This window comes from Pseudomonas sp. GW822-FHT02G04, from assembly GCF_058802085.1.
The window spans coordinates 59,478-77,907 of record NZ_JBXANU010000011.1; the positions used below are offsets into that span (position 1 = coordinate 59,478).

Sequence of the window (18,430 nt, forward strand, 5' to 3'; positions counted from 1 at the left end):
GCAGAGATCACGACGTTGCAGACCTAACAACAAGCGGGGCGGGTCGCGCGGTTGCGCAGGCCTGATTGGATGTGGACAGGGCTGGATGCCTCTTGACTGCCGTAAGCCAACTCATGATTAGGAGCGTCACACAATGAAATCGAACAAGACCCTGCTGACCACTTTGCTTTCCATGGGCCTGCTGGCCAGTGCCGGTGCCACCCAGGCGGCTGGCTGGTGCGAATCGGGTAAACCGGTGAAATTCGCCGGCCTGAACTGGGAAAGTGCCATGCTGCTGACCGACGTGCTGCAAGTCGTGTTGGAGAAAGGCTACGACTGCAAGACCGACAGCCTGCCGGGCAACTCCATCACCATGGAAAACGCCCTGAGCAGCAACGACATCCAAGTGTTCGCCGAAGAGTGGGTCGGCCGCAGCGAAGTCTGGAACAAGGCCGAGAAGGCCGGCAAAGTCGTCGGTGTCGGCGCTCCGGTGGTGGGTGCCGTCGAAGGCTGGTACGTGCCGCGCTACGTGATCGAAGGCGACGCCAAGCGTAAGCTGGAAGCCAAGGCTCCGGACCTGAAAAACATTGCCGATCTGGCCAAATATTCCGCGGTATTCAAGGACGCCGAAGAGCCATCCAAAGGCCGTTTCTACAACTGCCCGGCCGGCTGGACCTGCGAGCTGGATAACAGCGAAATGCTGAAAAGCTACGGCCTGGAAAACAGCTACACCAACTTCCGTCCAGGCACCGGCCCGGCGCTGGATGCGGCGGTGCTGTCGAGCTACAAGCGTGGCGAGCCGATCCTGTTCTACTACTGGTCGCCAACCCCGCTGATGGGCCAGATCGACGTGGTCAAACTGGAAGAAAAACCGGGTGTCGACAAGCGCGTGACCATCAAGGTCGGCCTGTCCAAGACTTTCCACGAGCAGGCCCCGGAACTGGTGACCGTGCTGGAAAAGGTCAACCTGCCGATCGACCTGCTGAATCAGAACCTCGGGCGTATGGCCAAAGAGCGGATCGAGTCGCCAAAACTGGCCAAGATCTTCTTGAAGGAACATCCTGAAGTCTGGCACGCATGGGTGAGCGACGACGCAGCCAAGAAAATCGACGCGGCCTTGTAGGTTGAGCCTCTCCGACTGTCGGCAACGGCAGTCGGATGCTTGATCGCAACCCCTTGATTGAGAGTCTCTTATGTTTCCCGAAAGCTTTACCTTTTCCATCGCCGACTGGGTCAACGGTTGGGTCGATACGCTGGTCACCAACTACGGCGACGTGTTCCGCAGCATCTCCGACACCCTGCTGTGGGCCATCGTCAATCTTGAAGGGCTGCTGCGTGCGGCGCCCTGGTGGCTGATGCTGGCGATCGTGGCGGGCGTTGCCTGGCACGCGACCCGCAAAGTCGTGACCACGGCGGTCATCGTCGGTTTGCTGTTCCTGGTGGGCGCGGTCGGTCTCTGGGACAAGCTGATGCAGACCCTGGCGCTGATGATGGTGGCGACGGTCATCTCGGTGCTGATCGGCATTCCGTTGGGCATTCTTTCTGCGCGCAGCAATCGCCTGCGTTCGATACTGATGCCGCTGCTGGACATCATGCAAACCATGCCGAGCTTCGTGTACCTGATTCCGGTGCTGATGCTGTTCGGCCTGGGCAAGGTCCCGGCGATTTTCGCCACGGTGATCTACGCCGCGCCGCCGCTGATCCGCCTGACCGATCTGGGCATTCGCCAGGTCGACGGTGAAGTGATGGAAGCCATCAACGCCTTCGGTGCCAACCGCTGGCAGCAACTGTTCGGCGTGCAACTGCCGCTGGCCCTGCCGAGCATCATGGCCGGGATCAACCAGACCACCATGATGGCCCTGTCGATGGTGGTAATTGCCTCGATGATCGGTGCCCGTGGCTTGGGTGAAGACGTATTGGTGGGGATTCAGACCCTCAACGTCGGACGTGGTCTTGAGGCCGGTCTGGCGATCGTGATTCTGGCAGTGGTGATCGACCGCATTACACAGGCGTACGGTCGTGCACGGCATGAGGTGAGCAAATGAGCAACGCAGCCATCAGCAAGATTGAAGTCAAAAACGTCTTCAAGATTTTTGGCAACCGTTCCAAGGATGCGCTGGGCATGATCAGCCAGGGCAAAACCAAAGACCAGGTACTGGCCGAAACCGGTTGCGTGGTCGGCGTGAATGACCTGTCGCTGAGCATCGGCACCGGCGAGATCTTCGTGATCATGGGCCTGTCGGGATCCGGCAAGTCGACCCTGGTGCGTCACTTCAACCGCCTGATCGACCCTACTAGTGGCGCGATCCTGGTGGACGGTGTGGACATCCTGCAATACGACATGGAAGCCCTGCGCGAATTTCGCCGGCACAAGATCAGCATGGTGTTCCAGAGCTTCGGCCTGCTGCCGCACAAAAGCGTGCTGGATAACGTCGCCTACGGCCTGAAAGTGCGTGGCGAGAGCAAGCAGGTGTGCTCCGAGCGCGCGCTGCACTGGATCAACACCGTGGGCCTGAAGGGCTACGAAAATAAATACCCGCATCAGCTTTCCGGCGGTATGCGCCAGCGTGTGGGCCTGGCTCGCGCCTTGGCGGCGGACACTGACATCATCCTGATGGACGAAGCCTTCAGCGCCCTCGACCCGCTGATCCGCGCCGAAATGCAGGACCAGTTGCTGGAACTGCAAAAGACCCTGCACAAGACCATCGTCTTCATCACCCACGACCTCGACGAGGCCGTGCGCATCGGCAACCGCATCGCGATCCTCAAGGATGGCCGGCTGATTCAGGTCGGCACGCCACGAGAGATCCTGCATTCGCCGGCTGATGAGTATGTAGACCGGTTCGTACAGCGGCGGGCGGCGGTGGTTTGAGGTTGATCGTTTTTGTGGCGAGGGAGCTTGCTCCCGCTGGGCTGCGAAGCGGCCCTGAAAATCTGCGACCGCTGCGCGGTCGAACGGGAGCAAGCTCCCTCGCCACAGGTGTCATACGTCCATGAATTTTGTATGAGGCTCTAGATGTCCCAGGCTGAAAAAATCGTTATCGCCGATGCCCCGTTGCGTTGGCAGGATGTGGTCGCGGTAGCCCGCCACGGCGCGCAGCTTGAGCTGTCGGCCCAGGCCTGGGCGCGGATCGAGAATGCCCAGGCGATCGTCCAGCGCATCGTCGCCAGCGGCGAGCGTGCCTATGGCGTCAATACCGGCCTGGGCGCCTTGTGCAACGTCTCGCTCAAGGACGAACAACTCAGCCAGCTGTCGCGCAACACCTTGCTCAGCCATGCCTGCGGCGTCGGTGCTCCGCTGTCCGACGAACAGACTCGTGCGATCCTCTGCGCCGCGATCCACAACTACAGCCATGGCAAATCCGGCATTCACCGTCGGGTGGTCGAAGCGTTGCTGGCGCTGCTCAATCGCGGCATCACTCCGCAAGTACCGTCCCAGGGGTCGGTCGGTTATCTGACCCACATGGCCCACATCGGCATCGCGCTGCTGGGCGTCGGCAATGTCAGCTATCGCGGGCAGATCGTTTCTGCACAACAAGCCTTGGCCGAAGAAGGGCTGCAACCGGTTCAACTGGGTGCCAAAGATGGTTTGTGCCTGGTCAACGGCACACCGTGCATGACCGGCCTCAGCTGCCTGGCCCTGGCCGATGCAACGAACCTGGTGCAGTGGGCCGATGTGATCGGCGCCATGAGCTTCGAAGCCCAGCGCGGGCAGATTGCCGCGTTCGATGCCGAGATCATCGCGCTCAAGCCGCATCCGGGCATGCAACAAGTGGGTATCAATCTGCGAGCGTTGCTCGACGGCAGTGAAGTGATCGCCAGCAGCAAAGGCATTCGCACTCAGGATGCGCTGAGCATCCGCTCGATTCCACAAGTGCACGGCGCTGCCCGCGATCAGCTGGAACACGCCAGAAAACAGATCGAAACCGAGCTCAACGCCGTCACCGACAACCCGTTGCTGCTGGGCACGCCGGACAACTTCCGCGTCATGTCCCAGGCCAATCCGCACGGCCAATCGGTTGCTTTGGCAGCTGACTTGCTGGCGATCGCCATGGCCGAAATCGGTTCCATCGCCGAACGTCGCCTGGACCGCTTGGTCAACCCGCACGTCAGCGGCTTGCCAGCCTTTCTGGTGGCCAATCCGGGCGTGAACTCGGGGATGATGATCGTGCAATACGTCGCCGCGTCGCTGTGTGCGGAAAACCGCCAGTTGGCGCAGCCGGCGGTGCTCGATAACTACGTTACTTCGGGCTTGCAGGAAGACCACCTGAGCATGGGCACCAACGCCGCGCTGAAGCTGCACCGCGCGTTGGAAAACTGCACACAGATTCTCGCCATCGAATACTTGCTGGCATCCCAGGCCTTTGAATTCCTGAAAGAACAACGCTTCGGCGCTGGCACCGATGTCGCGTGGCGCTTGCTGCGCGAACGTATTCCGGCTTACGACCAGGACCGCTGGCTGGCGCCGGACATCGCCAGCGCTGCTGCTGTTTTGAAAGACCCGATTTTGCTGCACAAGGCTTTACCGAACCTCAACTGATTTCCACAATACCAGCGTGCCAAGGCGCGGCCCCTCCAAAAGGCGGGAAGCGACGGACAACGGATATCTCCGGAGCGTCTGGTTAGTTAATAAAAATGCTCTCAAAAGGAGAATGAATGTGACTGCGCTTAATTTGATTCCCGGCCAACTGAGCCTTGCCCAACTGCGTGATGTTTATCAGCAACCGGTCAAAATCACCCTCGACGAAAGCGCTTCGGCGCAAATCGAAGCCAGCGTTGCCTGCGTGGAACAGATCCTCGCCGAGAACCGCACCGCGTATGGCATCAACACCGGTTTCGGCCTGCTGGCCTCGACCCGCATCGCCAGCGAAGACCTGGAAAACCTCCAGCGCTCGCTGGTGCTGTCCCACGCCGCCGGTGTCGGCGAGCCGATCAGCGACGCCCTGGTGCGGCTGGTCATGGTGCTCAAGGTCAACAGCCTGAGCCGTGGTTTCTCCGGCATTCGTCGTCAGGTGATCGATGCACTGATCGCGCTGATCAATGCCGAGGTTTACCCGCATATTCCTTTGAAAGGTTCGGTCGGCGCGTCCGGCGATTTGGCGCCGTTGGCGCACATGTCGCTGGTGCTGCTGGGCGAAGGCAAGGCGCGCTACAAAGGCGAATGGCTGCCCGCCACCGAAGCGCTGAAAGTCGCCGGTCTGACACCGCTGACCCTGGCGGCGAAAGAAGGCCTGGCGCTGCTCAACGGCACTCAGGTGTCCACCGCCTACGCCCTGCGTGGTCTGTTCGAAGGCGAAGATCTGTTCGCCGGCGCTCTGGCCCTTGGCGGCCTGACGGTCGAAGCGGTACTGGGCTCGCGCTCGCCATTCGACGCACGCATTCATGCCGCTCGCGGCCAGAAAGGCCAGATCGATGCCGCTGCCGCTTACCGCGATTTGCTGGGCGAGCGCAGTGAAGTGTCCGACTCGCACCAGAACTGCGAAAAGGTCCAGGACCCGTACTCCCTGCGCTGCCAGCCGCAAGTCATGGGCGCCTGCCTGACCCAGTTCCGTCAGGCCGCCGAAGTGCTCGCCATCGAAGCCAACGCCGTATCGGACAACCCATTGGTGTTCGCCGCTGAAGGCGACGTGATCTCCGGCGGTAACTTCCACGCCGAGCCGGTGGCCATGGCCGCCGACAACATGGCCCTGGCCATCGCCGAAATCGGCTCCCTGAGCGAGCGCCGCATCTCGCTGATGATGGACAAACACATGTCGCAACTGCCGCCGTTCCTGGTGGCCAATGGCGGTGTGAACTCCGGCTTCATGATCGCCCAGGTGACTGCGGCGGCATTGGCCAGCGAGAACAAGGCGCTGTCCCATCCGCATTCGGTGGACAGCCTGCCGACTTCCGCCAACCAGGAAGACCATGTGTCCATGGCGCCGGCTGCCGGCAAGCGTCTGTGGGAAATGGCCGAGAACACTCGCGGGATTCTCGCGGTGGAATGGTTGGCGGCGGCCCAGGGTCTGGATCTGCGCGACGGTCTGAGAACCTCGCCAAAACTGGAAAAAGCCCGCGCCATCCTGCGTGCCGAAGTGCCGTTCTATGAGAAGGATCGCTTCTTTGCGCCGGACATCAATGCGGCCAGTGAGTTGTTGGCCACGCGTTGCCTGAATGGCCTGGTGACGGCGAAGTTGCTGCCTAGCCTGTAACGGCCCTTCTCTGATGATCGTTCCCACGCTCTGCGTGGGAATGCAGCCCCGTGACGCTCCGCGTCACTGGACGCGGAGCGTCCCCAGAGGCATTCCCACGCGGAGCGTGGGAACGATCATGTCGCCAATAAAAATAATTAAGGACGAGAAATGCAACAGCCAGCAAAAGGTTTGAAACGCGGGCTCTCTGCCCGACATATTCGCTTCATGGCACTGGGGTCGGCGATCGGCACCGGGCTGTTTTACGGTTCTGCCTCAGCCATTCAAATGGCCGGCCCCGCGGTCCTGCTCGCTTACCTGATCGGTGGCGCGGCGGTGTTCATGGTCATGCGCGCCCTCGGCGAGATGGCGGTGCATAACCCGGTGGCCGGCTCATTCGGCCAGTACGCCAGCACCTATCTGGGGCCGATGGCGGGCTTTATCCTCGGTTGGACCTACGCGTTTGAAATGGTCATTGTCGGTATGGCCGACGTGACCGCGTTCGGCATATACATGGGTTTCTGGTTTCCGGAAGTCTCCCGCTGGATCTGGGTGCTGGGCATCGTTTCGGTGGTCGGTGGCTTGAACCTGTGCAACGTCAAAGTCTTCGGCGAAATGGAGTTCTGGTTGTCGCTGCTCAAAGTCGCGGCCATCGTCGCGATGATCCTCGGCGGCTTCGGCATCATGCTGTTCGGCATCAGCAATGCGCCCGGTGCCCAGGCGACCGATATCAGCAACCTCTGGACCCAGGGCGGCTTCATGCCCAATGGCGTGGGCGGCTTGATCGCCTCGTTTGCGGTGGTGATGTTTGCCTTTGGCGGTATTGAAATCATCGGCGTTACCGCCGGCGAAGCCAAAGATCCGCAGCATGTGCTGCCCCGAGCGATCAATGCCGTACCGTTGCGTATCTTGCTGTTCTACGTGCTGACGATGCTGGTGCTGATGTCGATCTTCCCGTGGCAGCAGATCGGCAGCCAAGGCAGCCCGTTCGTGCAGATTTTCGACAACCTGGGTATCAGCTCGGCGGCAACCATCCTCAACATCGTGGTGATCTCGGCGGCGGTGTCGGCCATCAACAGTGACATCTTCGGCGCGGGCCGCATGATGTATGGCCTGGCTCAGCAAGGGCATGCACCGAAAGGCTTCGCCCGCTTGTCGCGCAATGGCGTGCCGTGGTTGACGGTGATAGTGATGAGCTGCGCGCTGCTGCTGGGTGTGTTGCTGAACTACCTGATCCCGGAAAACGTCTTTCTGCTGATCGCCTCCATCGCGACCTTTGCCACGGTGTGGGTCTGGCTGATGATTCTGTTCACCCAAGTGGCCATGCGTCGCTCCATGAGTGCCGAGCAGGTCGCGCAATTGAAATTCCCGGTGCCATTCTGGCCCTATGCGCCGATGGCGGCGATTGCCTTCATGCTGTTCATCTTCGGCGTGCTGGGCTATTTCCCGGACACCCAGGCAGCGTTGATCGTTGGCGTGGTCTGGATTGTGTTGCTGGTGCTGGCCTACCTGACGTGGGTCAAACCGGCGGCAGGCAAGGCGGTACCGGTGGAACAGGAACCTTCTTTTTCTCATCGATAACCTAACGGAGGCCAAGGATGAAAACGCTCTGGCAACACTGCCACGTCGCAACCATGGCGCAAGGCGTCTACTCGATCATCGAGGATGCGGCCATCGTGACGTCCGGTGCGCACATTGAGTGGATCGGCCCACGCGCCGAACTGCCGGCCGGCGAGTACCCGGCCGTCAATGACTTGAGCGGGGCCTGGGTCACTCCGGGCCTGATCGACTGCCACACCCACACGGTGTTCGGCGGCAACCGCAGCGGCGAATTCGAGCAGCGCCTGCAAGGCGTCAGCTACGCGGAAATCGCCGCTGCCGGCGGCGGCATTGCCAGCACCGTGCGCGCCACCCGCGCCGCCAGTGAAGACGAGCTGTTCGCCAGTGCCGCCAAGCGCCTGAAGAGCCTCATGCGCGATGGCGTGACCACGGTCGAAATGAAATCCGGCTACGGCCTGGACCTGGCCAGCGAACGCAAAATCCTGCGGGTGATCCGTCGTCTTGGCGCCGAGTTGCCGGTCAGCGTGCGCAGCACTTGCCTGGCGGCCCACGCCTTGCCACCGGAATACACCGACCGCGCCGATGCGTACATCGATCATATCTGCAGCGAAATGCTCCCGGCCCTGGCGGCCGAAGGGCTGGTGGATGCGGTGGACGCGTTCTGCGAATACCTGGCGTTTTCGCCTGTACAAGTCGAACGAGTGTTCGTCGCCGCGCAGAACCTTGGCTTGCCGGTGAAGCTGCACGCCGAGCAATTGTCATCGCTGCACGGTTCGAGCCTGGCGGCGCGTTACCACGCACTGTCCGCCGATCATCTGGAATTCATGACCGAAGACGACGCCATCGCCATGGCCAAGTCCGGCACCGTCGCGGTATTGCTGCCCGGCGCGTTTTACTTCCTGCGGGAAACCCAATTGCCGCCGATGGAAGCCCTGCGCAAACACGGGGTGAAAATTGCCATTGCCAGCGACCTGAACCCGGGCACTTCGCCGGCGTTGTCGTTGCGCTTGATGCTGAACATGGCCTGCACCTGTTTCCGCATGACCCCGGAAGAGGCGCTGGCAGGCGCGACTATTCATGCCGCCACCGCGTTGGGCATGGGCCAAACCCACGGTTCGCTGGAAGCCGGCAAGGTCGCAGACTTCGTCGCCTGGCAAATCGATCGTCCGGCCGACCTGTCGTACTGGCTGGGCGGCGACCTGGAAAAACGCGTCGTGCGTCACGGCGTCGAAACAAGCGTTTAGGAGAGCAGTTGTGGATAAGGTTCTGAACTTCAAACAAGGCCGCGTGCCACTGCTGATCAGCATGCCTCACGCCGGCGTGCGCCTGACCCCAGTGGTGGACGCGGGGTTGATCCCCGACGCGAAAAGCCTGCCGGACACTGATTGGCATATCCCCAGGCTTTATGAATTCGCCGCCGAACTGGGCGCCAGCACCTTGGCGGCCGAGTACTCGCGGTTTGTCATCGACCTGAACCGGCCGTCCGACGACAAGCCTCTATATGTCGGCGCCACCACCGGTCTGTATCCGGCGACGCTGTTTGATGGCGTGCCGTTGTTCCGCGAAGGGCTGGAGCCGTCGGCTGCGGAACGGGCGACGTATCTGGAGCAGATCTGGACGCCGTACCACCGCACCTTGCAGGAAGAACTGGCACGGCTGAAAGCCGAGTTCGGCTACGCGCTGCTGTTCGACGCGCACTCGATCCGCTCGATAATCCCGCACCTGTTCGACGGCAAGCTGCCGGACTTCAACCTCGGCACCTTCAACGGCGCCAGTTGCGATCCGCAGTTGGCCACACAGCTGGAAGCGATCTGCGCGAAGCACACCGATTACAGCCATGTGCTGAACGGCCGCTTCAAGGGCGGGCACATCACCCGGCACTATGGCAATCCGGCCGAGAACATTCATGCCGTGCAACTGGAGTTGGGCCAGTGCACTTATATGGAAGAGTTCCAGCCGTTCCGTTATCGCCCGGATTTGGCCGAGCCGACGCAAGTGGTACTCCGGGAATTACTGCAAGGGCTGTTGGCGTGGGGGCAACAACACCACGCAGCTTGATCGTATGATCGTTTCCACGCTCCGCGTGGGAATGCCTCCTCGGACGCTCCGCGTCCGCTTTTGGGACGCAGAGCGTCCCTTGCTGCGTTCCCACACAGAGCGTGGGAACGATCCTGTCGCCACCGTGCAAAACACGGTCGCCACAGGTCACTTTTGCCGACTCGGCGCTGCGTAACGTTGTGGGCACGGTGCACAAAGACACCGGGCCCACAATAATCTGCTGCCGAGCGAGCCTTCCCGATGAAACGACTGTTCAACCGCTGTCTGTTAATCCTCACCGGCACTGCTCTTCTGAGCACCAGCGTTTTCGCCAACGACCCCGCTTCCTGCAAGACCGTGCGCATGGGCGTGGTCAACTGGACCGACGTCATTGCCACCAGCGGCATGGCCGATGTGCTGCTCAATGGCCTTGGCTATGAAAGCAAGCAAACCAGCGCCGTGCAGCAAATCATCTTCGCCGGCATCCGCGACAAGCGTCTGGATATCTTCCTCGGTTACTGGAAACCGGCGATGGACAAGAACATCGCTCCGTTCGTGTCCGCCAATCAGGTGAAGGTCATGGACAAACCGAGTCTGGCCGACGCCCAGGCAACGCTCGCGGTACCTGACTATGTCGCTGCCGCCGGCCTGAAAACTTTCGCCGACATCGCCAGATTCAAGGATCAGCTCGGCGGCAAGATCTACGGCATCGAGCCGGGCAGCGGCGCCAATACCACCATCAAAACCATGATCGAGACCAACCGCTTTGGCTTGAAGGACTTCAAGCTGATCGAGTCCGGTGAGGCCGGGATGCTCGCCGCCGTGCAACGGGCGGTCAATCGCAAGGAGTTCGTGGTGTTCGTCGGCTGGACCCCGCATCCGATGAACATCAACATGAATATCGCCTACCTGACCGGCAGCGAAGACGTCTACGGCCCGAACGAAGGCGCGGCAACCGTTTCCACCGTGACCGCGCCGGACTATGCCGAGCGTTGTCCGAACGTGAACCGTCTATTGGAAAACCTGACCTTCACCGCCGCTCAGGAAAGCCAGTTGATGGTACCGATCATGGAGCGCAAGACGCCGCAGGACGTTGCCAGACAGTGGCTGCGCGATCATCCCGAAGACCTTCAGCGCTGGCTGGCGGGTGTCAGCAGTTTCGATGGCAAGGATGGCGCGGCAACCGTTCAGGCCAGTTTGAAAAACTGACTGGTCCAGCGGGATCACTGTGTAGGAGCGAGGCTTGCCCGCGAAGAACGATGACGCGTATGCCTGAAAAACCGCGGTGCATTCTTCGCGGGCAAGCCTCGCTCCTACAGGATTTTCGTCGCTCAATTCTCTCCTCTTGGCTGCAGACACATGGCTTCTTATCCACTCTCTGAACAGATGGCGGCTTTCGTCGAGAAAACCGTCAGCTTCAACAGCACTGACAGCAGCCTCGCCGGTATGCGTCAGGCCTACAGCGACATGTGCCGGGCGTTTACCCCGCCACATCCGGCGGGGCTTGAGGTGGTCGATTTCGAGTTGGCGGGAGTGGCGGTGCGCGCCTGGCAACCGCCGGTTCCGCCGCCGACCAACGGTTGGCCCTGCATTGTGTATCTGCATGGCGGCGGTTGGGTGGTGGGGGATCTGGATTCCCACGACTTCATCTGCGCCGAACTGGCATCGGTGCTCGGTGTGTTGGTGATCGCCGTCGATTATCGGCTGGCGCCGGAACATCCGTTTCCGGCGGCGTTCGATGACTGTCTGAGTGTCTGGCGCGCGCTGCGCACGGGGCCGTTTCAGCTCGACCCGGCGCGGACGCTGGTGGCCGGCGACAGCGCTGGCGGCAACCTTGCCGCTGCGCTGTGTCTGGCCTTGCGCGATGCGGGCGAACCGGGGCCTTGTGCACAGGTTCTGATCTATCCGGGCCTGGGCGGTGATCACCGGTTGCCATCACGCAGCGAATGCGCCGACGCGCCATTGCTTGGCAGCAGCGATCTGGATTGCTATCACGCGCTGTATCTGGGCGGTATCCGTCAGCCAACGGCCTATGCGATGCCCTTGCTCGCCGACGACTTCAGCGGTCTGCCGCCGACGTTGATCGCCGTGGCGCAGTTCGACCCGTTGCGCGATGACGGCGTGCTGTACGCCGGGCGACTCAACGCCGCCGGCGTGAGCGCAATGCTTTATTACGGTCAGGGGCTGGTTCATGGCTGTTTGCGGGCGCGGGGGCAGGTTGCCGAAGTCGACCGACTCTATGAAACCCTGCTCGGCTATTTGGCTGACAAGACGGGCTGACAAACGCTGACGCTGCGAGGGGCATGCTCATTGAAGTAATTCGGGTTTATGATGCCGGACGGCAGAATAATAGAAGTCCCCACAGGGATGACCTCGACCCCTTACGGAGCGCGCAATGCAGACTTTGTACCCGCAGATCAAACCCCACGCCCGGCACGATCTGGCCGTCGATAAAACCCACACGCTGTATGTCGACGAAAGCGGTTCACCGGAAGGTTTGCCGGTAGTGTTCATTCACGGCGGCCCTGGCGCCGGGTGTGATGCGCAGAGCCGCCGGTATTTCGATCCGAACCTGTATCGCATTGTTACCTTCGACCAGCGCGGTTGCGGTCGCTCCACGCCCCACGCCAGCCTTGAGAACAACACCACCTGGGATCTGGTCGCCGACCTCGAGCGGATTCGCAAACACCTGGGCATCGACAAATGGGTGCTGTTCGGCGGTTCCTGGGGTTCGACCCTGGCCCTGGCTTACGCGCAAACCCATCCGGAGCGCGTGCACGGGCTGATTCTGCGCGGGATTTTTCTCTGCCGTCCCCAGGAAATCGAGTGGTTCTACCAGTGTGGCGCCAGTCGCCTGTTCCCCGATTACTGGCAGGACTACATCGCGCCGATCCCGCTGGACGAGCGCGATGACTTGCTCTCGGCATTCCATAAGCGCCTGGTCGGCAACGACCAGATCGCCCAGATGCACGCGGCCAAGGCCTGGTCCATCTGGGAAGGCCGCACCGCGACCCTGCGTCCGAACCCGCTGGTGGTCGATCGCTTCTCCGAACCCCAGCGCGCATTGTCCATCGCCCGTATCGAATGCCACTACTTCACCAATAACGCTTTCCTCGAGCCGAATCAGCTGATCCGCGACATGGGCAAGATCGCCCATTTGCCCGGTGTCATTGTCCATGGTCGTTATGACGTGATCTGCCCGCTGGACAACGCCTGGGAACTGCATCAAGCCTGGCCGAACAGCGAATTGCAGGTGATTCGCGACGCCGGCCATGCGGCGTCCGAACCGGGGATCACCGATGCATTGGTACGCGCCGCCGATCAGATGGCCCGTCGTTTGCTCGACCTGTCGCCTGACGAAGCATGAAGGGCCTGCTGCAACGCGTGCGCGGTGCGCGAGTCGAGGTCGCGGGAGAGGTGGTTGGTGCGATAGATCAGGGGTTGCTGGTGCTGGTGGCGGTCGAACCCGACGACACGCAGGCCAGCGCCGACAAACTTCTGCATAAGCTGCTTAACTATCGAGTATTCAGTGACACCGAGGGCAAGATGAATTTGTCCTTGGCGGACGTGGGCGGCGGGTTGTTGCTGGTCTCGCAGTTCACCCTGGCCGCCGATACCAAAAACGGGTTGCGCCCGAGTTTTTCGACTGCAGCCCCTCCGGCCTTGGGCGAGGCGCTGTTCGACTATTTATTGGGCAAAGCGAAACAGGTGCATGGCACTGTGGCATCAGGTAGATTCGGCGCGGATATGCAGGTGCACCTGGTCAATGATGGCCCGGTAACCTTCCTGTTACAGACGTGAAAGCGCTTGAAACATGTTTTTAAGGGCATTTCGGCTGAAAACAGAGGCTTTTCCCGATAAATACTTGCTTCCCCCTGATGCGTTGTAACGCGGCCTACTAGATAATCGCGCGCTACGGGGATCAGCGTTCGTTGGTCCATTTTGACTTAGGTAGAGACTTGTCCGGGACCTGTTGGGGAATCATTTTGCCCCATGGGAGTCGGAACAATGCTCGCCAACTTGGCAAGAGTGGTCCGCAGGGTCGGTTTTTTTCCACCGTACACCGTGCTGGCACTTTAACTGGCCGTTGGTTTTTTGATCTGTTTTCGGCGAGGGTTGCTCGTGATTGTTAGTCCCTGTAATGCACCAAAATTGTCTGCCAAACGGTTTCGAAATGCTCTGGTAGCGGGTTCTGCACTGCTCTGCCTGTTCAGCGCCGGCCAGCTTTGGGCATTCAATCTGGATGACGTATCGGTCAAGGCAAAAGAGCTGGCCGGGCAAAAATACGAAGCCCCGCGCAGTAACCTGCCGAATGAATTTCGTGAGATGAAATTCGCGGATTATCAAAAAATTCGCTTCCTCACCGAAAAAGCCGAGTGGGCTAACCAGAAAACCCCATTCAAGCTGTCGTTCTATCACCAGGGCATGCACTTCGATACGCCGGTGAAAATCAACGAAATCACCGCCAACGCCGTCGAAGAGATCAAATACGACCCAAGTCGTTTCGATTTCGGCGATATGAAGTTCGATCCTAAAGCCACTGAGAAGCTGGGTTATGCCGGTTTCCGTGTGCTCTACCCGATCAACAAGGCCGACAAGCAAGACGAAATCATGACCATGCTCGGCGCGAGTTACTTCCGCGTTGTCGGCAAGGGCCACACCTATGGCTTGTCCGCTCGCGGCATGGCCATCGATACCGCCTTGCCGTCCGGCGAAGAGTTCCCGCGTTTCACCGAGTTCTGGATTCAGCAGCCGAAGCCGGGCGACAAACACTTGGTGATCTTCGCCCTGCTGGATTCGCCGCGTGCCACCGGTGCCTATCGCCTGACCCTGCGTCCGGGCAGCGACACGGTCGTCGACGTCAAGGCCAGGATGTTCCTGCGTGACAAGGTCACCAAACTCGGCGTTGCGCCGCTGACCAGCATGTTCCTGTTCGGCGCCAACCAGCCGTCGAAAGTGCTGAACTACCGTCGCGAACTGCACGACTCCAGCGGTCTGTCGATCCATGCCGGCAACGGCGAATGGATCTGGCGCCCATTGAACAACCCGAAACACCTGGCCGTGAGCAACTTCTCGATCGAGAACCCGCGCGGTTTCGGCTTGCTGCAACGTGGTCGTGACTTCAGCCACTACGAAGACCTCGATGACCGCTACGACAAGCGCCCAAGTGCCTGGATCGAGCCGAAAGGCGATTGGGGCAAGGGCTCCGTCGATCTGGTGGAGATTCCTACCGCTGACGAAACCAACGACAATATCGTTGCTTTCTGGAGCCCGGAAAAACTGCCAGAGCCTGGCCAGTCCCTGGACGTCGCCTATCGCATGCACTGGACCATCGACGAAGCCTCCCTGCATTCGGCGGACAGCGCCTGGGTTCAACAGACCCTGCGTTCCACGGGTGACGTGAAGCAGTCGAACCTGATTCGTCAGCCGGACGGCAGCGTGGCCTACCTGGTGGATTTCCAGGGTCCGTCCCTGCAAGACTTGCCGGAAGATGCCGAAGTGCGCAGCCAGGTGAGCGTTGGCGACAACGCGGAGCTGGTCGAGAACAGCGTCCGTTACAACCCTGAAACCAAGGGCTGGCGCCTGACCCTGCGGATGAAGATCAAGGATCCGAACAAGTCCACCGAAATGCGTGCAGCACTGGTCAAGACCATCACGCCTGCCGAGACGATCAAGACCACGGCGCCAGCGTCCAGCTCTTCCGTTGCCAAGGCCGACAAGATCGCCGCCCGTCAGCAGGAGAAGAAGGACAAGGAAGCCAAGCAAGCTGAAGCGCAAGCCCAGCAAGTCAAGGACACCAAGGACAAGGACAACAAAGACGCCAAGCAGCCTGTCGCTGCCGAAGCGGCCCCTGCCACACCGGAATCGGCACCGACTGAACAAGTCCTGACCGAGACCTGGAGCTATCAGTTGCCCGCCGATGAGTAATTCACAAGTACAGCCACAAACGCTTGCCGAGTACCTGGCGCATTTGCCGATGACCGACGAGCAGCGCGCGGAACTCGCGGGCTGCAAGTCTTTCAGTGAATTGCACGAACGTCTGTCGTCCCAGGCGTTCGACGCGCCGACCGATGCCGCTCAGGCGTCGGTCGGGCGGCGCCTGACCCTGAACACCGCCGAAGAACTGGCGGATGCGCAAATGTTGGGACTCGACGCCAGTGGTCGGGTTTGCCTCAAGGCAGCCCCGCCGATCCGTCGGACCAAAGTCGTTCCAGAGCCATGGCGCACCAATATTCTGGTGCGTGGCTGGCGTCGGCTGACCGGTCGCACCAACCCGCCGCAGCCGCCGAAAGACGAGAACGTGCTGCCGGCGGCTCGCTGGCGCACCGTCGGTTCGATCCGTCGTTACATTCTGTTGGTACTGATGCTTGGTCAGACGATCGTCGCCGGCTGGTACATGAAAGGCATCATGCCGTACCAGGGCTGGTCGTTCGTCGATCTTGAAGAAGTCCTGCACCAACCGCTCCTGCAAACCGCGGCCCAGGTGCTGCCTTACGCGTTGCAAACCAGCATCCTGATTTTGTTCGGGATTCTGTTCTGCTGGGTGTCGGCCGGTTTCTGGACCGCGTTGATGGGCTTCCTCGAGTTGATCACCGGTCGCGACAAGTACCGCATCTCCGGCGCCAGCGCCGGCAACGAGCCGATCGCCAAGGACGCACGCACCGCATTGGTGATGCCGATCTGCAACGAAGACGTGCCGCGGGTATTCGCCGGTTTGCGGGCGACCTTCGAGTCGGTTGCAGCCTCGGGTAACCTCGATCGCTTCGACTTTTTCGTGCTCAGCGACAGTAACGACGCCGATATCTGCGTCGCCGAACAGCAGGCTTGGCTGGACGTCTGCCGTGAAGCCAAGGGCTTCGGCAAGATCTTCTACCGCCGCCGTCGTCGTCGCGTAAAACGTAAAAGCGGCAACCTCGACGACTTCTGCCGTCGTTGGGGCGGTGACTACAAGTACATGGTCGTGCTCGACGCCGACAGCGTAATGAGTGGCGAATGCCTGAGCAGCCTGGTGCGCCTGATGGAAGCCACGCCGGACGCCGGGATCATCCAGACCGCGCCGCGTGCGTCGGGCATGGACACTCTTTATGCGCGTATGCAGCAGTTCGCCACCCGTGTGTACGGTCCACTGTTCACCGCTGGCCTGCACTTCTGGCAGTTGGGTGAATCCCACTACTGGGGCCACAACGCGATCATCCGCATGAAGCCGTTCATCGAGCACTGCGCCCTGGCGCCGTTGCCCGGTAAAGGCGCGTTCGCCGGTGCGATTCTGTCCCACGACTTCGTTGAAGCTGCGCTGATGCGCCGTGCCGGCTGGGGCGTGTGGATTGCCTATGACTTGCCGGGCAGCTACGAAGAACTGCCGCCGAACCTGCTGGACGAACTCAAGCGTGACCGCCGCTGGTGCCACGGCAACCTGATGAACTTCCGGCTGTTTCTGGTCAAGGGCATGCACCCGGTACACCGTGCGGTGTTCCTGACAGGCGTGATGTCTTACCTGTCGGCGCCGTTGTGGTTCTTCTTCCTCGTGCTGTCGACAGCCCTGCTGGCGACCAATACGCTGATGGAGCCGCAGTACTTCCTGGAACCGCGTCAGCTCTATCCGTTGTGGCCGCAATGGCACCCGGACAAGGCGATTGCGCTGTTCTCGACGACCATCGTGCTGCTGTTCCTGCCGAAGTTGTTGAGCATCATCCTGATCTGGGCCAAGGGCGCGAAAGAGTTCGGTGGCAGGTTCAAGGTGACGCTGTCGATGCTGCTGGAGATGCTGTTCTCCATGCTGCTGGCGCCGGTGCGGATGATTTTCCACACTCGTTTCGTACTCGCCGCGTTCCTCGGCTGGGCCGCGACCTGGAACTCGCCGCAACGTGACGACGACTCCACGCCGTGGAGCGAAGCGGTCAAGCGCCACGGTCCGCAAACCTTGCTGGGCTTCTTCTGGGCCCTGCTGGTGATCTGGCTGAACCCGAGCTTCCTCTGGTGGCTGGTACCGATCGTCGGTTCGCTGATGTTGTCGATTCCGGTGTCGGTGATCTCCAGTCGTGTCGGTCTGGGCCTGAAGTCCCGTGACGAGAGCCTGTTCCTGATTCCTGAGGAATACAATCCGCCGCAGGCATTGCTGGCGACCGATCAGTACACCCATGAAAACCGCTGGCATGCACTGCACGACGGCTTCGTCCGCTCGGTGGTCGATCCACAGCAGAACGCGTTGGCGTGTGCGCTGGCGACGTCTCGTCACCGTCAGGCCGAGCCGATCGAATGGTTGCGTATCGAGCGGGTTCGCCATGCGATGAAGGTCGGGCCTGAAGGGCTGACCAACAACGAGCGCGTGGCCCTGCTGAGTGATCCGGTGGCACTGGGTCGCTTGCATGAGCAGGTCTGGAGCGAAGGCCATGCCGAGTGGCTGCAAGCCTGGCGTACTTCGGTGGATGCCGATCCGCATGCGCCGCTGTTGCCGCTCAAGCCGTTGAACGTGCAGCCTCAGTTGGCATAATGAAAAACCCCGCGAAAGCGGGGTTTTTTTTGTGCTGATGATCATTCCCGTGTTCTGCGTGGGAACGATCAAACAAATCCCCCTCAACCCCTTGTGCAAACGGCCGAGTGCGTTAGCATCCGTCCCCGAATTGGTGCGCCCGGACAACTTTCTGTTCGTATCTGCCGGTTTCCCAAAGGAAATCTGTGGTTTG

The 18,430-nt window shown here is 60.8% G+C and carries 14 protein-coding genes; all 14 read left to right on the plus strand.

The window, feature by feature from the left end; genetic code table 11:
* Positions 1-133: 133 nt before the first annotated feature.
* Positions 134-1,102, plus strand: a complete 969-nt coding sequence (locus AC1RO5_RS15870; protein ID WP_019650807.1) for an ABC transporter substrate-binding protein — start codon at positions 134-136, stop codon at positions 1,100-1,102.
* 70 nt (positions 1,103-1,172) lie between these two features.
* On the plus strand, positions 1,173-2,024 hold the full coding sequence (locus AC1RO5_RS15875; RefSeq protein WP_019650806.1) for an ABC transporter permease: 852 nt from the start codon (positions 1,173-1,175) through the stop codon (positions 2,022-2,024).
* On the plus strand, positions 2,021-2,851 hold the full coding sequence (locus tag AC1RO5_RS15880; protein ID WP_007936770.1) for a quaternary amine ABC transporter ATP-binding protein: 831 nt from the start codon (positions 2,021-2,023) through the stop codon (positions 2,849-2,851). The genes AC1RO5_RS15875 and AC1RO5_RS15880 overlap by 4 nt, the downstream gene beginning before the upstream one ends.
* 144 nt (positions 2,852-2,995) lie before the next feature.
* Positions 2,996-4,519 carry a histidine ammonia-lyase gene (hutH, locus tag AC1RO5_RS15885; RefSeq protein WP_493176126.1) on the plus strand — a complete coding sequence of 508 codons (1,524 nt, stop codon included), beginning with the start codon at positions 2,996-2,998 and terminating at the stop codon, positions 4,517-4,519.
* A 112-nt stretch (positions 4,520-4,631) separates the two neighbouring features.
* Positions 4,632-6,170 (plus strand): histidine ammonia-lyase, encoded by a 1,539-nt coding sequence (gene hutH, locus AC1RO5_RS15890; protein ID WP_493176128.1) that lies wholly within the window; start codon positions 4,632-4,634, stop codon positions 6,168-6,170.
* A gap of 150 nt (positions 6,171-6,320) precedes the next feature.
* A complete protein-coding gene (locus tag AC1RO5_RS15895) occupies positions 6,321-7,730 on the plus strand; it encodes an amino acid permease (RefSeq protein WP_493176129.1) in 1,410 nt (469 codons plus the stop codon).
* A 17-nt stretch (positions 7,731-7,747) separates the two neighbouring features.
* Complete coding sequence (gene hutI / locus AC1RO5_RS15900; RefSeq protein ID WP_493176131.1) at positions 7,748-8,953, plus strand: imidazolonepropionase; 1,206 nt, start codon at positions 7,748-7,750, stop codon at positions 8,951-8,953.
* Between the two features lie 10 nt (positions 8,954-8,963).
* The gene (hutG, locus tag AC1RO5_RS15905; protein ID WP_493176133.1) at positions 8,964-9,767 is read left to right on the plus strand and encodes an N-formylglutamate deformylase; all 804 of its coding nucleotides are present in this window, start codon (positions 8,964-8,966) and stop codon (positions 9,765-9,767) included.
* A 240-nt stretch (positions 9,768-10,007) separates the two neighbouring features.
* On the plus strand, positions 10,008-10,955 hold the full coding sequence (locus tag AC1RO5_RS15910; protein ID WP_493176135.1) for a choline ABC transporter substrate-binding protein: 948 nt from the start codon (positions 10,008-10,010) through the stop codon (positions 10,953-10,955).
* A gap of 150 nt (positions 10,956-11,105) precedes the next feature.
* Positions 11,106-12,026, plus strand: coding sequence for an alpha/beta hydrolase (locus AC1RO5_RS15915; protein ID WP_493176137.1), 921 nt, complete (start codon positions 11,106-11,108; stop codon positions 12,024-12,026).
* Positions 12,027-12,141: 115 nt separating this feature from the next.
* Positions 12,142-13,113 (plus strand): prolyl aminopeptidase, encoded by a 972-nt coding sequence (gene pip, locus AC1RO5_RS15920; protein ID WP_007936780.1) that lies wholly within the window; start codon positions 12,142-12,144, stop codon positions 13,111-13,113.
* Entirely contained in the window at positions 13,110-13,547 is a 438-nt protein-coding gene (gene dtd / locus AC1RO5_RS15925; RefSeq protein WP_493176139.1) for a D-aminoacyl-tRNA deacylase, read from the plus strand. Before pip ends, dtd begins: the two co-directional genes overlap by 4 nt.
* A gap of 321 nt (positions 13,548-13,868) precedes the next feature.
* Complete coding sequence (locus AC1RO5_RS15930) at positions 13,869-15,674, plus strand: glucan biosynthesis protein G (RefSeq protein ID WP_493176141.1); 1,806 nt, start codon at positions 13,869-13,871, stop codon at positions 15,672-15,674.
* Positions 15,667-18,237 carry a glucans biosynthesis glucosyltransferase MdoH gene (gene mdoH, locus AC1RO5_RS15935; RefSeq protein ID WP_493176143.1) on the plus strand — a complete coding sequence of 857 codons (2,571 nt, stop codon included), beginning with the start codon at positions 15,667-15,669 and terminating at the stop codon, positions 18,235-18,237. The genes AC1RO5_RS15930 and mdoH overlap by 8 nt, the downstream gene beginning before the upstream one ends.
* The last annotated feature ends 193 nt before the right edge of the window (positions 18,238-18,430 follow it).

Bases quoted from the DNA above. Each gene is read 5' to 3' on its own strand.
- AC1RO5_RS15870 (WP_019650807.1), top strand. From the start codon at position 134: ATGAAATCGAACAAGACCCTGCTGACCACTTTGCTTTCCATGGGCCTG.
- AC1RO5_RS15875 (WP_019650806.1), top strand. From the start codon at position 1,173: ATGTTTCCCGAAAGCTTTACCTTTTCCATCGCCGACTGGGTCAACGGT.
- AC1RO5_RS15880 (WP_007936770.1), top strand. From the start codon at position 2,021: ATGAGCAACGCAGCCATCAGCAAGATTGAAGTCAAAAACGTCTTCAAG.
- hutH (WP_493176126.1), top strand. From the start codon at position 2,996: ATGTCCCAGGCTGAAAAAATCGTTATCGCCGATGCCCCGTTGCGTTGG.
- hutH (WP_493176128.1), top strand. From the start codon at position 4,632: ATGAATGTGACTGCGCTTAATTTGATTCCCGGCCAACTGAGCCTTGCC.
- AC1RO5_RS15895 (WP_493176129.1), top strand. From the start codon at position 6,321: ATGCAACAGCCAGCAAAAGGTTTGAAACGCGGGCTCTCTGCCCGACAT.
- hutI (WP_493176131.1), top strand. From the start codon at position 7,748: ATGAAAACGCTCTGGCAACACTGCCACGTCGCAACCATGGCGCAAGGC.
- AC1RO5_RS15910 (WP_493176135.1), top strand. From the start codon at position 10,008: ATGAAACGACTGTTCAACCGCTGTCTGTTAATCCTCACCGGCACTGCT.
- AC1RO5_RS15915 (WP_493176137.1), top strand. From the start codon at position 11,106: ATGGCTTCTTATCCACTCTCTGAACAGATGGCGGCTTTCGTCGAGAAA.
- pip (WP_007936780.1), top strand. From the start codon at position 12,142: ATGCAGACTTTGTACCCGCAGATCAAACCCCACGCCCGGCACGATCTG.
- dtd (WP_493176139.1), top strand. From the start codon at position 13,110: ATGAAGGGCCTGCTGCAACGCGTGCGCGGTGCGCGAGTCGAGGTCGCG.
- mdoH (WP_493176143.1), top strand. From the start codon at position 15,667: ATGAGTAATTCACAAGTACAGCCACAAACGCTTGCCGAGTACCTGGCG.